The following is a 14,040-nucleotide window of genomic DNA, read 5'->3' as shown; positions in this document are numbered from 1 at the left end:
AGCTTCACCCGGACATACTCGTCGAGCAACCACGACCTCTGATGTCGAGCCGTTTGCACAAATGTAATCTGCATACTTGTGAAGGACGATCAATCCGGCCCACGGGCATGTGATTGCCGCGAATCGTCGCCCGACCGTCCCTGCGAGACGGCCCTGGCGGCGTACCGGCGCGCGCTCATGCAGGGAAGCCTTCCGCAGGACGGGGCGCCCGCCTGTCTACGGGCCCTGCAGCTGGTGGTGACGGACCGGGACGCACCCGGCTCGCTGATCCCCGTGCCGCCGGAGACGGCATCGTTCGCCGCGCTCGGCCCCATCGAGGAGGAGATCGCCCAGCAGCGCCGCAACCTGCGCGCGGTCCGTGCCAGTCTCGCCGCGTTCGAGGGGCTGTACGCGGAAGTGCACCGGCTCGAACAGCCCGTCCTCACCCGGCTCGTCGGAAGAGCCGTCATCAGCAAGGCACTTGACGCGGCCGTGGGCAGCTGCCAGGAGGAGCTGCTCACCGCACAGCCCGGCGGCGGCCGCCCCTCGCACGTCCTCGGCGAGGCGCTGCCCCGCGATCTGCGGATGCTGCGGCGCGGAGTGCGGCAGCGGACGATCTACCAGCACACCGTCCGCTCGCACCGGGCGACGCTCTCCTACATCGAGCAGGTGACGTCGGCCGGAGCCGAGGTACGGACGGTCGCCGAAGTCGTCGACCGGGTCATCGTCTGCGACCGGGAGATCGCGTTCGTACCCGTCCCCGACGAGCCGCACACGGCGCTGCGGGTCCAGCACCCGGCCCTGGTCAGCCTGCTGGCCCGGCAATTCGACAACGCCTGGTCCCGCTCCGTCCCGATCCGCCCCGACAGCGCGCCGCTGCGCCCCTCGGCCATCATGTCCGACCTCCAGCGCACCATTCTCCTGGCGGTCGTGGGCGGCGAGACGGACGCGTCGATCGCCCGCCGGCTCGGCATGAGCCGTCGCAGCGTCGCCGAACACATGCGGAAGGTCTCGGAACAACTGGGCAGCAACAGCCGCGCCCAACTCGGCTATCTGCTCGCGACGTCGGGGCTGCTGGATCCCTGAGCGAAGCGGTACGGACGCACCACGGGGGCGCCCGGCCGAAGCCGGAACACCCCCGCGGGCACGTACGCTCGAAGTGATCAGGCGAGACCGGGACCCCGCACCGGAATGCTGGTGAACGTCGGCGCCGGGGCGGGCTCGGTGAAGAAGTCGTTGCCCTTGTCGTCGACGACGATGAACGCCGGGAAGTCCTCGACCTCGATCCTCCAGACCGCCTCCATGCCGAGCTCCTCGTACTCGACGACCTCGACCTTCTTGATGCAGTCCTGGGCGAGGCGCGCCGCCGGGCCGCCGATCGAGCCGAGGTAGAAGCCGCCGTGCGCGTCGCACGCGTCGGTGACCTGCTTGGACCGGTTGCCCTTGGCGAGCATCACCTTGGAGCCGCCCGCCGCCTGGAACTGTGCGACGTAGCTGTCCATGCGGCCGGCCGTCGTCGGTCCGAAGGAACCGGAGGCGTACCCCTCGGGCGTCTTCGCCGGGCCCGCGTAGTAGACCGGGTGGTCCTTGAGGTACTGCGGCATCTCCTCGCCCGCGTCCAGCCGCTCCTTGATCTTGGCGTGCGCGATGTCGCGCGCCACGACCAGCGGACCGGTCAGCGAGAGCCGGGTCTTGACCGGGTACTTGGTCAGCTCGGCGAGGATGTCGTCCATCGGCCGGTTCAGGTCGATCTCGACGACGTCACCCGCCTCGTCGAGGTGCTCGTCCGTGGTGTCCGGCAGGAAGCGCGCCGGGTCCTTCTCCAGCTGCTCCAGGAAGACACCCTCGGCGGTGATCTTCGCGGTGGCCTGGCGGTCCGCCGAGCACGACACGGCGATCGCCACGGGCAGCGAGGCACCGTGCCGCGGCAGGCGCACCACGCGCACGTCGTGGCAGAAGTACTTGCCGCCGAACTGCGCACCGATCCCGATCTTCTGCGTCAGCTCGAAGACCTTCTCCTCCAGCTCCTTGTCCCGGAAGCCGTGACCGGTCGGGGAGCCCTCGGCGGGCAGCTCGTCCAGGTAGTGCGCGGAGGCGTACTTCGCGGTCTTCAGCGCGAACTCGGCCGACGTGCCGCCGACGACGATCGCCAGGTGGTACGGCGGGCAGGCCGCGGTCCCCAGCGAACGGATCTTCTCCTCCAGGAACTTCATCATGGAGGTCTCGTTCAGGACGGCCTTCGTCTCCTGGAAGAGGAACGACTTGTTGGCCGAGCCGCCGCCCTTCGCCATGAAGAGGAACTTGTACGCGCCGCCGTCGGTGGCGTACAGCTCGATCTGGGCCGGGAGGTTCGAGCCGGTGTTCTTCTCGTCCCACATGGTCAGCGGGGCCATCTGCGAGTAGCGCAGGTTGAGCTTGGTGTACGCGTCGAAGATGCCGTGCGACAGGGCCTCCTCGTCACCGCCCTCGGTCAGCACGTTCTGCCCGCGCTTGCCCATGACGATCGCGGTGCCGGTGTCCTGGCACATGGGGAGGACACCCGCGGCGGCGATGTTCGCGTTCTTGAGCAGGTCGAGCGCGACGAACTTGTCGTTGGACGACGCCTCGGGGTCGTCGACGATCCGGCGCAGCTGCGCCAGGTGTGCGGGGCGCAGGTAGTGCGAGATGTCGTGCATCGCCTCGGCGGCCAGGGTGCGCAGCGCCTCCGGCTCGACCTTGAGGAACGTACGGCCGTCGGCCTCGAAGGTCGAGACGCCCTCGGCGGTCACCAGCCGGTACGGCGTGGTGTCCTCTCCCAGCGGGAGTAGATCGGAGTACGCAAACTCTGGCATTACGGCCATTCCTCACTCGGCGACAGCGGCTGACCACCCTTGGGCAGCGCACCCACCAGGGTAGAACGCCGCAAGCGGGCCGAACCTGTGAGGTAAGGCTCAGTTCGAGCACCGCATGTGCCCGTCGTCCTGCGCCGATCAGCTCGGAGTGCGCCCCGAACAGGCCCTAGTCGCGATCTATCGCGTTTGGGTAGGCTGGGCCGGTGGACCTCGAAAAGCACCCTCAGCAGCCCGCCGCCCCGGCGCCGCCCGCGCCCGCCGGCATCCGCGCCTCCGACGCAGACCGCGACCGGATCGCGGACATCCTGCGGGAGGCCATGGCCGAGGGCCGGCTGACCGCCGAGGAGCACGCCGAGCGGGTCGACGCCGTCTACCGCGCCAAGACCGTCGGCGAACTCGAGCCGCTGGTACAGGACCTGCCGACCCCCGGCGGCTCCACCCGGCCGTCGTCCGCGACGCCGTACGCGTACGGCCCCGAGGCTCCCGCGGGCCCGGCCGACAATCTGGTGGCAATCTTCAGCAGCTCCACCCGCAAGGGCCGCTGGCGGGTCGGTGGCCGTACGAACGCCTTCGCGCTCTTCGGCAGCGTGGAGATCGATCTGACCGAGGCGCTTTTCAGCCAGAGACTCACCGTCATCAACGCGACCTCCATCTTCGGCAGTGTCGAGATCAAGGTCCCGGAGAACATCTCGCTGCGCGGCAGCGGCACGGGCGTCTTCGGTAATTTCGAAGTCCTCACACTGGAATCCGCAGACCCGGAAGCCCCGGTGATCGTCGTCAACGGCTATTCCGTCTTCGGGAACGTCGAGGCAAAGCCGAAGCGGGGGAAACTCATCACGGATCTCCACAACCGGCTGCGCAAACATCTCGGCCACTGAAACCGCATCGGTCGGCAGTGGTCCGCACGGCCCTGGATCCGGCCAAAATTCCGGTCGACCGCAATTCCGTCACCCGGAACTCAGTGCCACTCAGTGCTTAGGCGCACGCACAGCGGGTAGGGAGTGCTGCATCGTCTCTCGCTCGCGAAGCCGTCGTCAGGAGTAGACCGTGCTGCAACTGCCGCATCAGCCCCTGCAGGTCGCCGCCGTTCCCACCCAGGGCACTCCTGCCCGGGAGGACCAGGCCGGCCCCTGGCACTCGGAGGCGGTGTGCCGCCGGGACGAAGCCGGGCTGTTCTTCGCCCCGTCGAAGGAGCCGACTGCTGCCCGACTGTCCCGCGAGGAGTCCGCGAAGCGGGTCTGCGCGCGCTGTCCGGTGATGGTCGAATGCCGGGAACACGCCTTGGTGCAGCCCGAACCGTACGGGGTGTGGGGCGGCCTCACGGCTGCCGAGCGCCGTGTGGTGCTCGCCCGCCGCAGGCGGCGCGAGGTGGAGCTCAAGGCGGCCGCCTCGGCCGACCACATCGCCGCAGCCGGCTGACCGGCCGTACGGCACTTCTGAAGAGACGGCCCCGGACCGACACCCGGCGCGACAGCCCTGCGCCGACGCCTCGCACCGACGCGAAGAGGCGCCCCCACCGCACATGGGGGGCGCCTCTTCGCGTTCTGTCGGCTCCGCACGGAGTGCCGTGTGTCGCCGCTGCGCGTCACCTGCCCGCGCGTCACCTGCCGCGCGCGGTCTACTTCGCGCGGTCGAAGTCGATCGCGCTGTAGGCGCGCAGCTTCGACAGCCGGTGGGTCGAGTCGATCTTGCGGATCGTGCCGGACTTGGACCGCATCACGATCGACTCGGTGGTCGCCGTCTCGCTGCGGTACCGCACTCCGCGCATCAGCTCACCGTCCGTGATGCCGGTCGCGACGAAGAACACGTTGTCGCCGCTGACCAGGTCGTCGGTGGACAGCACCCGGTCGAGGTCGTGCCCGGCGTCCAGTGCGCGCTGCCGCTCCGCCTCGTCCTTCGGCCAGAGCTTGCCCTGGATGACACCGCCGAGGCACTTTATGGCGCAGGCCGAGATGATGCCCTCGGGGGTGCCGCCGATGCCCATCAGCAGGTCGACGCCGGTGCCCTCACGCGCCGCCATGATCGAGCCGGCGACGTCGCCGTCGGTGATGAACTTGATCCGGGCGCCGGTCTCCCGGATCTCCTTGACGATGCCCTCGTGGCGCGGGCGGTCCAGGATGACGACGGTGACGTCCTCGGGGGCGGAGTTCTTCGCCTTCGCGACCCGGCGGATGTTCACCGACACGGGGGCGTTGATGTCCACGAAGTCGGCGGCCTCGGGGCCGGTCACCAGCTTGTCCATGTAGAAGACCGCGGACGGGTCGAACATGGTGCCGCGGTCGGCGGCGGCCAGCACGGCGATCGCGTTCGGCATGCCCTTGGCGTTCAGGGTCGTGCCGTCGATCGGGTCCACGGCGATGTCGACCTCGGCGCCGGTGCCGTCACCGACCCGCTCGCCGTTGAAGAGCATGGGCGCTTCGTCCTTCTCACCCTCACCGATGACGACGACGCCGTTCATCGAGACGGTGGAGACGAGGGTCCGCATGGCCTTCACGGCGGCGCCGTCGGCGCCGATCTTGTCACCGCGGCCGACCCAGCGCCCGGCAGCCATGGCGGCGGCCTCGGTGACCCGGACCAGCTCCAGCGCCAGGTTGCGGTCGGGGGCCTCCGGGGAGACCTCTAGTTGTGACGGCAGGTGATGTTCGGACATCGGAACGCACCTTTCTGTACGGCGACGACCGGAAGAGGGTGCTGTGACTCTATCGTCAGGTCGATAAAATGAGCAGACCGGGTCACGTATGAGCGGCCTCGCCGGCCGGTTGTCACGGGTGGCCGCCCCTCGGTCGGACCCGTCGGGCGTAATGCGAACATGGACCCGTGGCAAGCAAGCGAGGCAAGCAGACGGTGCGGGACATGTTCCTGTCGATGGCGGTGATCTCCGCCGTCGCCGGGGGTGTCTACATTTTCGTACCGCACGACGACAAGGCCAACCCGGTCAAGGCGGTCGACTACCGGGTGGAGCTCCTGACGGCGCGGCGTGCGGCGCCCTATCCGGTGGCCGCTCCGGCCGGTCTGTCCAAGGAATGGAAGCCCACCTCGGTCAGCTACGAGCGCCAGTCGGGCAACGGCTGGCACCTGGGCTTCCTCGACCCGGACGGCAAGTACGTCGCAGTGGAGCAGTCCACGTCCCCGGCGAAGAAGTACGTGTCCGAGGTCAGCCAGGACGCGAGGAACACCGGGCGCACGCAGCAGGTCGCGGGCGAGACGTGGCAGCACTGGAAGGGCCCGAAGTACGACGCCCTGGTGCGCCACGACGACGGTGCGACCACGGTCGTCACGGGCTCGGCCTCGACGCAACGGCTGGCGGAGATGGCCGCCGCACTCAAGACGTCCTGAGCCAGGTGTACGGCATACGGAGAAGGCCCCGGAGCACCAAGTGCTCCGGGGCCTTCTCCGTATGACCGGGTGGATCAGACGGTCTTGATGACCTCGTCGTAGGCGAGACGCGGCGAACGCGGGAACCACGCGTCCTCGCCCGGCTTGCCGATGTTGATGACCATCAGCACGCTGTGGTCGGCGTCGAGGAACTCCTTCTCGATGCCCGCGGCGTCGAAGCCGGTCATCGGGCCGGCGGCCAGACCGGCGGCGCGGACGCCGATGATGAAGTACGCGGCCTGCAGGGCGGCGTTCAGAGTGGCGGCCGACTCGCGGACCGGGCGCTCGGAGAAGAACGCGTCCTTGGCCTGCGGGAAGTGCGGGAACAGCGCCGGGAGCTCCTCGTGGAACTCGTTGTCGGCGGCCAGGATCGCGACCAGCGGGGCGGTGGAGGTCTTCGGCTGGTTGCCCTCCGCCATGTGGCTCACGAGGCGCGCGCGGGCGTCGTCGGAGCGGACCAGGACGATGCGCAGCGGCGACTGGTTGAAGGCGGTGGGGCCGTACTTGACCAGGTCGTATATCGCCTGGACCTGCTCCTCGGAGACCGGCTCGTCGGTGAAGGTGTTGGCGGTGCGGGCCTCACGGAAGAGGAGGTCCTGGGCGGCGGGGTCAAGAGCGAGGGACATCTTGCGGATTACCTTCCGGGCGAAATGCGGATCAAGCGATATGGCGACCGTAACCGAGGGATTGGTTAACTTTCAACTAAAACCTGACCTGAGTGATCCACTCCACAAACGTGTGCGTGGATGACGGGCCGGGCCGCCCCGATTTCCGACGAGGCTCACAACCGCCGCGCGCTCGGATCCATTCCGGGCCGGGGCGCACCGGTCCGTCCGCCCCGGATCCCTACGGCTCGGGAGTCACCCGGCGTCGTCCTGCTGGTCCTTCCCGGGCTGGGCCAGGGCCTCGTCCAGGCGGGCCCGGGCCCCCTCCAGCCAGCGCCGGCAGACCTTGGCCAGTTCCTCGCCCCGCTCCCACAGCGCGAGGGACTCCTCCAGCGTCGTGCCGCCCGCCTCCAGGCGTCGTACAACCTCGATCAGCTCGTCGCGCGCCTGCTCGTAGCCGAGCGTGTCCGTGGCGGCAGCTGCCGTTGTCGCGTCGTCCGTCATGTGATCCACCCTATGTGTGAGCTACGACAGCCAGGTCCGAACCGCGTCCGCGGCTGCGCCGGGTCCGGGCGAAGGAAAAGGGGCGCCGTACCGGCTCACTCGGCCACCCGCACGGTGAACTCGCCCTCCGACACCCGCGCCCGCAGCTCGTCGCCCGGCGCCCCGGCGTCGGCGGGGGAGCGGACCACATGGCCGTCCGGCCGCTGCAGCACCGCGTACCCGCGCTCCAGCGTCGCCGCGGGCGACAGCGCGACGACCCGCGCCCGGGTGTGGGCGAGCTCCGAGTCCGCCCGGTCCAGCAGATGCCCCAGCACCCGGCGGCTGCGCCCGATCAGCGCGTCGACCTCCGCCGCGCGCTCGTCCACCATCCGCAGCGGCTGCTGCATGGAGGGCCGGCCCAGCGCGTGCGCCAGCCCCCGCTCCTCCCGGTCGAGCAGCCCCTGTACCGTCCGCAGCGCCCGGTCCCGCAGCTGCTGCACCCGGTCCAGCTCCTCCCCCACGTCCGGCACGACCTTCTTCGCCGCGTCCGTGGGTGTGGACGCCCGCAGATCGGCGACCAGATCGAGAAGCGGGGAGTCCGGCTCGTGTCCGATCGCGGACACCACCGGCGTACGGCACTCGGCGACGGTACGGATCAGCTGCTCGTCCGAGAACGGCAGCAGGTCCTCCACACTGCCGCCGCCGCGCGCCACGATGATCACGTCGACGTCCGGCAGGTCGTCCAGCTCCTTCACCGCCTGGACCACCTGGTTCACCGCGTGCACGCCCTGCACCGCCGTATTGCGCACCTCGAAGCGCACCGCGGGCCAGCGGCGCCGCGCGTTCTCCAGCACATCGCGCTCGGCCGCCGACGCCCGCCCGCAGACCAGGCCGATCAGCTGCGGCAGGAACGGTAGCGGCTTCTTCCGGTCCAGGGCGAAGAGCCCCTCGGCGGCCAGGGACTTCTTGAGGAGCTCCAGCCGGACCAGCAGCTCACCGATGCCGACCGGCCGTATCTCCGTGGCCCGCAGGGACAGCTGGCCACGGGGCGCGTACCACTCGGGCTTGGCGAGGACGACGACGCGGGCGCCCTCCGTCACCACGTCCGCGATCCGGTCGAAGACCTGCCGGAAGCAGGTCACGCTCACCGAGATGTCGTGCGACGGGTCGCGCAGGGTCAGGAACACCACCCCGGCGCCCGGCCGCCGCGACAGCTGGGTGATCTGCCCCTCGACCCAGACGGCCCCGAGCCGGTCGATCCATCCGCCGATGAGCCGTGACACCTCGCCGACGGGCAGCGGGGCTTCCGCGGAGGTATTGAGAGCCATGCGAGCGAGCGTATCCGCCACCACGGACAACGAGGCAGCCCTACACAGCCGGACTCCGCCCCCACTGCATCGCCAGCACCACCAGCCCCACCCCCAGCCAGCAGACCCCCACCACCTGAGCGCTCGTCGCCGCGCTGAGGATCACCGCGATCAGCACCCCCGCACCCACCACCGGCACCAGCACGTGCCGCCACCAACTCGGCGGCCCGTCCATCCGGCGTACGGCGAACCAGCCGACCACCGACGCGTGCAGCAGCACGAACGCCGTCAGCGCACCGATGTCGACCACCGACACCAGATGGTCGAGACCATCGTCGCGGCGGGCCGCCCAGACCGCCGCCACCAGCGTCACGGCCGCGGCGATCAGGATCGCGGCCCGCGGCACTCCGGACCGCGGGTCGACCCGGGCCAGCAGCGAGGGCAGCCGCTGCTCCCTGGACATGGCGAAGAGCAGCCGCCCTGCGGCCGCCTGCCCGGCCAGCGCCGCGAACGCCGCCCCGATCGCCTTGCTGACCGCCACCAGGTCGTGCAGCCACCTGCCCACCGCGAAGTCGACCGTGTCGTAGAACGCCGATCCCTGCCTGGCCGGTTCGGCGGCCAGATCCGCCGACGTCATCGGCTCCAGCAGCGCCGCCAGATAGCCCTGCGCAACGAACAGCACCCCCGCGAGGACCAGACAGAACAGCAGCGCCCGCGCCACCTTCTCCGAGCCGCCGGTGGCCTCCTCCGCGAACGAGGCGATGGCGTCGAAGCCCAGATACGAGAGCACGGCCACCGACACCGCAGCCAGTACCGCCTGCAGGGAGAAGCCGGAGTCACCGGTGAACGGCGTCCACCAGCCGCGCTGCGCCCCGTCCCGCACGAGAACCACCACCGCCGACACCAGGAAGACCAGCAGCACCGCGATCTCCATCGCGAGCACCGCGAAGCCGACCCGCGCCGCAGCCCGTACACCCCAGAGGTTGAGCAGCGTGGTGACGACCACCGCGAGCGCCGTCCACACCCATCGCGACACCTCCGGGACCAGCGAGTTCATCGCGATCCCGGAGAAGAGATAGGCGACCGCCGGGATCAGCAGATAGTCGAGCATCGCCATCCACCCGGCGATGAACCCGGGCCCTTCCCCGAGCCCCTTGCGCGCATACGTGAAGACCGAACCCGCCAGTGGGGCCACCCGCACCATCTGCGCATAACTGAACGCGGTGAAGCCCATGACCACGGTCGCCGCGACGTACACCAGCGCGACCGCGCCGTCCGATTTCGCGTCGAGCGTGCCGAAGACGCCGACGGGAGCCATGGGGGCGATGAACAGCAGCCCGTAGACGACCAGATCCCGGAACCCGAGTGTCCGCCGCAAGGTCGCCCGGTCCGCCGTACTGCTGCCCGCCATGAACCCTCCGTCGGTCGCACGGACACGGTCGCGTACGTGGCATACGTGGCATTGCAGGGCGTACACGTGGCGAACGTCGCGTACGGCTCAGTCTCCCGACACGGCCGATCCCGCGCCTGTTCGGTACGGCCTTACGATGGGACGCATGACTGCTACGCCCAGCCCGTCACCCGCCGCCGCCCCGAGTGCGGGCACCACGCGCCGCAGTGACACCCGCCGTGTCCTGCTCGCCGCGCCCCGTGGCTACTGCGCGGGCGTGGACCGTGCCGTGATCGCCGTCGAGAAGGCCCTGGAGCAGTACGGGGCCCCGATCTATGTCCGCCACGAGATCGTGCACAACAAGTACGTCGTGCAGACCCTGGAGAAGAAGGGCGCGATCTTCGTCGACGTCACGGCGGAGGTGCCCGAGGGCTCCATCGTGATGTTCTCCGCGCACGGCGTCGCGCCGACCGTGCACGCCGAGGCCGCCGAGCGCAAGCTCGCCACGATCGACGCGACGTGCCCGCTGGTGACCAAGGTCCACAAGGAAGCCGTCCGGTTCGCCAAGGAGGACTACGACATCCTCCTGATCGGCCACGAGGGCCACGAGGAAGTCATCGGCACGAGCGGTGAGGCGCCCGACCACATCACGCTGGTCGACGGCCCCGAGGACGTCGCCAGTGTCTCCGTGCGCGACGAGTCGAAGGTCGTCTGGCTCTCCCAGACCACGCTCTCGGTCGACGAGACGATGGAGACGGTGGACGCGCTGAAGGAGAAGTTCCCGCAGCTGGTCTCGCCGCCCAGCGACGACATCTGCTACGCCACGCAGAACCGTCAGATCGCGGTGAAGAAGCTCGCCGAGGACGCCGAACTGGTCATCGTCGTCGGCTCCAAGAACTCCTCGAACTCGATCCGCATGGTCGAGGTCGCCCTCGACGCGGGCGCCCCCGCTGCCCACCTGGTGGACTTCGCGAGCGAGATCGACGAGGCCTGGCTGGAAGGTGTCACCACGGTCGGCCTCACCTCCGGCGCCTCGGTTCCCGACGTGCTGGTGGACGGCGTACTGGAGTGGCTGGCCGAGCGCGGCTACGGCGACGTGGAGACGGTGAAGACGGCCGACGAGTCGATCACCTTCTCGCTGCCCAAGGAGCTCCGCCGGGACCTGCGCGCAGAGGCGGCGGCACTCACCGCCGAGTGACGCCTTCCGTCCTCCCCCGGGGGAGTGGCCCGTGCTCCGGGAAGGTGAGCGGGGTGCGGCGCCAGCCCGTACGGTGGATCGCATGCAGATCTTCGGCGTGGACATCGGCGGATCCGGGATCAAGGGCGCTCCCGTGGACCTGGACCGCGGAGACCTGGCGCAGGAGCGCCACAAAGTACTGACACCGCAGCCGGCCACGCCCAAGGACGTGGCCGACTCCGTGGCCGAGGTGGTCGGCCACTTCGACTGGTCGGGCCCGGTCGGCATCACCTTCCCGGGCGTCGTCACCGGCGGTGTCACCCGCACCGCGGCCAATGTCGACAAGGGCTGGATCGACCATGACGCCCGGACGTTGCTCGGCGAGAAGCTGGGCCTTCCGGTGACCGTCCTCAACGATGCCGACGCGGCGGGAATCGCCGAAATGACCTTCGGCGCGGGGCGCGGCCGCAAGGGGACCGTGATCATGCTGACGCTCGGTACGGGGATCGGCAGCGCGCTCTTCATCGACGGGCAGCTCGTACCCAACACCGAGCTCGGCCATCTGGAGCTGGGCGGCCACGAAGCGGAGAAGCACGCCTCCACGAAGGCCAAGGAGGACGAGGAGCTGAGCTGGCACCACTGGGCGCACCGGGTGCAGAAGTACCTGGCCCATCTGGAGATGCTGTTCACGCCCGAGCTCTTCATCATCGGCGGCGGAGTCAGCCGGAAGGCCGACAAGTTCCTGCCGCTGATCGAGCACGTGCGGGCCGAGATGGTGCCGGCCGAGCTGCAGAACAACGCGGGCATCGTGGGCGCGGCGATGGCTGCGGCAGGCAGATAGCCCTTTTGTGCCCCTGCCCCTGCCCCTGCCCCTGCCACGGCCTCAGGGCCTTGGACGCCGGGGACGCCGGGCGGGGCGCGCCGCCTTCGTGGCCGACCGCATCCGCCGCCGCTGCCGCATCAGCCGGACCTTGCGCACGGTGGCGATGAGCCCGGCGATGAGCGTGCCGCCGTACAGCCAGCCGGCGTGGACGGCGAGCGCCGTGACCACCGCCATGGTCTGCCCGCCGAAGCCGCCCGTCCCACCGGCGATCGGAATCACACCGACGGCGAACGCGATCGGCACACTGATGGGCGCGGTCACCAGATCCGCGGGCCGCACCCAGAGCGCGGTCAGCGCGCTGACCGGCAGGAACAGCACCCCGTACAGGATCGACGATCCATCGAACAGCAGCCAGTCGAGGCAGGCCAGCGCGAACATGACGGCGGCGGCGAACAGCCCCGCACCGATGCCGGTCAGTCGCGGATTGGGCAGCCGGCGCAGCGCGAGCAGGGCGGGCGGCACGCGTCGTGCCCGCCCGTCGGGCGTGGCCACCACCCGGTAGACGGTGGCGGCCTCGTCGATGGTGCTCTGCGGGGACAGTGGGGCCTGCTGCGACGACTGCCGGCGCTGAGGGGGACGTGTTCTGGGCTGCTCCACCGGGACAACGTAGGTCGCGAGGTGGGAGGGAGGAGGCGTTGGACACGCCCTTTCGGTGACCTTGGCGGTGAGTTCGATGCCACATGGTCGAACGGGAACCGCATCGGCCCCCGACCGGACGCGTGAGTACCCGCTCGCCCCCGCCCGTAAACTGGAGAATCGGCCCACCCGTCCTTACTCCAGGAAGTCGCCAACGTGTCGCTCACGATCGGAATCGTCGGTCTGCCGAATGTCGGCAAGTCGACCCTGTTCAACGCCCTGACCAAGAACGACGTGCTGGCGGCCAACTACCCGTTCGCCACGATCGAGCCGAACGTCGGCGTCGTCGGGGTCCCGGACGCCCGCCTGAACAAGCTGGCCGAGATCTTCGGCTCGCAGCGCCTGCTCCCGGCCACCGTCGACTTCGTCGACATCGCGGGCATCGTCCGCGGCGCGAGCGAGGGCGAGGGCCTGGGCAACAAGTTCCTCGCGAACATTCGCGAGTCGGACGCGATCTGCCAGGTCATCCGGGCCTTCAAGGACGAGAACGTCGTGCACGTCGACGGCAAGGTCTCGCCCAAGGACGACATCGAGACGATCAACACCGAGCTGATCCTCGCCGACCTCCAGTCCATCGAGAAGGCCGTCCCGCGCCTCACGAAGGAGTCCCGCCTCCAGAAGGAGAAGGTCGCGGTCCTCGCCGCGGTCGAGGAGGCCCAGCAGATCCTGGAGTCCGGCGAGACGCTCTTCGCCGCGGGGATCACGGCAGGCACGGAGAAGGGCAAGCTCCTCCACGAGCTGCACCTCCTCACCACCAAGCCGTTCCTCTACGTCTTCAACGTCGACGAGGACGAGCTGGTCGACGAGGACTTCAAGAACGAACAGCGTGCCCTGGTCGCCCCCGCCGAGGCGATCTTCCTCAACGCCAAGATCGAGTCCGAGCTGATCGAACTCGACGACGACGAGGCCCTCGAACTCCTCCAGTCCATGGGCCAGGAAGAACCCGGCCTGGCCACCCTCGGCCGCGTCGGCTTCGACACGCTGGGCCTGCAGACCTACCTCACGGCAGGCCCGAAGGAAGCCCGCGCCTGGACGATCAAGAAGGGCGCCACGGCCCCCGAGGCGGCCGGTGTCATCCACACCGACTTCCAGAAGGGCTTCATCAAGGCGGAGATCGTCTCCTTCGACGACCTGGTGACGATGGGCTCGGTCGCCGAGGCCCGCGCGAAGGGCAAGGCCCGCATGGAGGGCAAGGAGTACGTGATGCAGGACGGCGACGTGGTGGAGTTCCGCTTCAACGTCTGATCGATGCGTTACTGCGCGCGTCGCTTTTCGTCGCGTTCGCAGGTGGCAAGGGGTCGGCTCTTTCGGGAGTCGGCCCCTTGCTCGTTACCCGGGCCGGACAGGTACTCGATCTTCTGAAGCATCGTCACC

Annotated in this window: 14 protein-coding genes; 7 read left to right on the top strand and 7 right to left on the bottom strand. The window is 69.5% G+C overall.

Features of this window, described 5'->3' with window-relative positions; translation table 11 throughout:
* Positions 1-78 precede the first annotated feature (78 nt).
* Complete coding sequence (locus OHA88_RS19275; protein ID WP_328626434.1) at positions 79-1,065, top strand: helix-turn-helix transcriptional regulator; 987 nt, start codon at positions 79-81, stop codon at positions 1,063-1,065.
* A gap of 77 nt (positions 1,066-1,142) precedes the next feature.
* Here OHA88_RS19275 and OHA88_RS19270 read toward each other — a convergent pair whose 3' ends face one another.
* Positions 1,143-2,810, bottom strand: a complete 1,668-nt coding sequence (locus OHA88_RS19270) for a fumarate hydratase (protein ID WP_326605550.1) — start codon at positions 2,808-2,810, stop codon at positions 1,143-1,145.
* 203 nt (positions 2,811-3,013) lie between these two features.
* Between OHA88_RS19270 and OHA88_RS19265 the strand changes: the two genes are divergently transcribed.
* Positions 3,014-3,688 carry a DUF1707 SHOCT-like domain-containing protein gene (locus OHA88_RS19265; RefSeq protein ID WP_328626433.1) on the top strand — a complete coding sequence of 225 codons (675 nt, stop codon included), beginning with the start codon at positions 3,014-3,016 and terminating at the stop codon, positions 3,686-3,688.
* A gap of 169 nt (positions 3,689-3,857) precedes the next feature.
* Positions 3,858-4,229, top strand: a complete 372-nt coding sequence (locus tag OHA88_RS19260) for a WhiB family transcriptional regulator (protein WP_030915067.1) — start codon at positions 3,858-3,860, stop codon at positions 4,227-4,229.
* 199 nt (positions 4,230-4,428) lie between these two features.
* Here the strand turns inward: OHA88_RS19260 and glpX are convergent, their stop codons facing one another.
* The gene (gene glpX, locus OHA88_RS19255) at positions 4,429-5,460 is read right to left on the bottom strand and encodes a class II fructose-bisphosphatase (RefSeq protein ID WP_030915070.1); all 1,032 of its coding nucleotides are present in this window, start codon (positions 5,458-5,460) and stop codon (positions 4,429-4,431) included.
* A 167-nt stretch (positions 5,461-5,627) separates the two neighbouring features.
* Between glpX and OHA88_RS19250 the strand changes: the two genes are divergently transcribed.
* Complete coding sequence (locus OHA88_RS19250; protein ID WP_267002385.1) at positions 5,628-6,146, top strand: DUF4245 domain-containing protein; 519 nt, start codon at positions 5,628-5,630, stop codon at positions 6,144-6,146.
* Positions 6,147-6,220: 74 nt separating this feature from the next.
* Here the strand turns inward: OHA88_RS19250 and OHA88_RS19245 are convergent, their stop codons facing one another.
* The 4 genes from OHA88_RS19245 to OHA88_RS19230 all read right to left on the bottom strand — a co-directional run bounded on the left by OHA88_RS19245 (position 6,221) and on the right by OHA88_RS19230 (position 9,991).
* Complete coding sequence (locus tag OHA88_RS19245; protein ID WP_267002383.1) at positions 6,221-6,811, bottom strand: malonic semialdehyde reductase; 591 nt, start codon at positions 6,809-6,811, stop codon at positions 6,221-6,223.
* A 234-nt stretch (positions 6,812-7,045) separates the two neighbouring features.
* Positions 7,046-7,294: an exodeoxyribonuclease VII small subunit gene (locus OHA88_RS19240; protein WP_030969405.1), complete on the bottom strand. Its 249-nt coding sequence runs from the start codon at positions 7,292-7,294 to the stop codon at positions 7,046-7,048.
* Positions 7,295-7,389: 95 nt separating this feature from the next.
* The gene (xseA, locus tag OHA88_RS19235) at positions 7,390-8,601 is read right to left on the bottom strand and encodes an exodeoxyribonuclease VII large subunit (protein ID WP_267002379.1); all 1,212 of its coding nucleotides are present in this window, start codon (positions 8,599-8,601) and stop codon (positions 7,390-7,392) included.
* A gap of 40 nt (positions 8,602-8,641) precedes the next feature.
* The gene (locus OHA88_RS19230; protein ID WP_328626432.1) at positions 8,642-9,991 is read right to left on the bottom strand and encodes an APC family permease; all 1,350 of its coding nucleotides are present in this window, start codon (positions 9,989-9,991) and stop codon (positions 8,642-8,644) included.
* A gap of 136 nt (positions 9,992-10,127) precedes the next feature.
* On the opposite strand from OHA88_RS19230, the gene OHA88_RS19225 reads away from it, so the two are divergent.
* Both OHA88_RS19225 and ppgK read left to right on the top strand, forming a co-directional pair.
* Positions 10,128-11,168: a 4-hydroxy-3-methylbut-2-enyl diphosphate reductase gene (locus OHA88_RS19225; RefSeq protein ID WP_406429471.1), complete on the top strand. Its 1,041-nt coding sequence runs from the start codon at positions 10,128-10,130 to the stop codon at positions 11,166-11,168.
* Between the two features lie 82 nt (positions 11,169-11,250).
* The gene (gene ppgK / locus OHA88_RS19220) at positions 11,251-11,988 is read left to right on the top strand and encodes a polyphosphate--glucose phosphotransferase (protein WP_328626430.1); all 738 of its coding nucleotides are present in this window, start codon (positions 11,251-11,253) and stop codon (positions 11,986-11,988) included.
* Positions 11,989-12,030: 42 nt separating this feature from the next.
* Here the strand turns inward: ppgK and OHA88_RS19215 are convergent, their stop codons facing one another.
* Entirely contained in the window at positions 12,031-12,522 is a 492-nt protein-coding gene (locus OHA88_RS19215) for a DUF6542 domain-containing protein (RefSeq protein WP_267007978.1), read from the bottom strand.
* 300 nt (positions 12,523-12,822) lie between these two features.
* Between OHA88_RS19215 and ychF the strand changes: the two genes are divergently transcribed.
* Entirely contained in the window at positions 12,823-13,911 is a 1,089-nt protein-coding gene (gene ychF, locus OHA88_RS19210; protein ID WP_267002370.1) for a redox-regulated ATPase YchF, read from the top strand.
* The last annotated feature ends 129 nt before the right edge of the window (positions 13,912-14,040 follow it).

This window comes from Streptomyces sp. NBC_00353 (assembly GCF_036108815.1).
Taxonomy (GTDB): Bacteria; Actinomycetota; Actinomycetes; order Streptomycetales; family Streptomycetaceae; genus Streptomyces.
The sequence above is the reverse complement of the archived record's forward strand: the minus strand, read 5'-3'. Positions and strand labels throughout refer to the sequence as shown.

Coding starts and splice junctions, on each gene's coding strand:
- glpX (WP_030915070.1), bottom strand. CDS start 5,460: ATGTCCGAACATCACCTGCCGTCACAACTAGAGGTCTCCCCGGAGGCC.
- ppgK (WP_328626430.1), top strand. CDS start 11,251: ATGCAGATCTTCGGCGTGGACATCGGCGGATCCGGGATCAAGGGCGCT.
- xseA (WP_267002379.1), bottom strand. CDS start 8,601: ATGGCTCTCAATACCTCCGCGGAAGCCCCGCTGCCCGTCGGCGAGGTG.
- OHA88_RS19245 (WP_267002383.1), bottom strand. CDS start 6,811: ATGTCCCTCGCTCTTGACCCCGCCGCCCAGGACCTCCTCTTCCGTGAG.
- OHA88_RS19230 (WP_328626432.1), bottom strand. CDS start 9,991: ATGGCGGGCAGCAGTACGGCGGACCGGGCGACCTTGCGGCGGACACTC.
- OHA88_RS19225 (WP_406429471.1), top strand. CDS start 10,128: ATGGGACGCATGACTGCTACGCCCAGCCCGTCACCCGCCGCCGCCCCG.
- OHA88_RS19270 (WP_326605550.1), bottom strand. CDS start 2,810: ATGCCAGAGTTTGCGTACTCCGATCTACTCCCGCTGGGAGAGGACACC.
- OHA88_RS19240 (WP_030969405.1), bottom strand. CDS start 7,294: ATGACGGACGACGCGACAACGGCAGCTGCCGCCACGGACACGCTCGGC.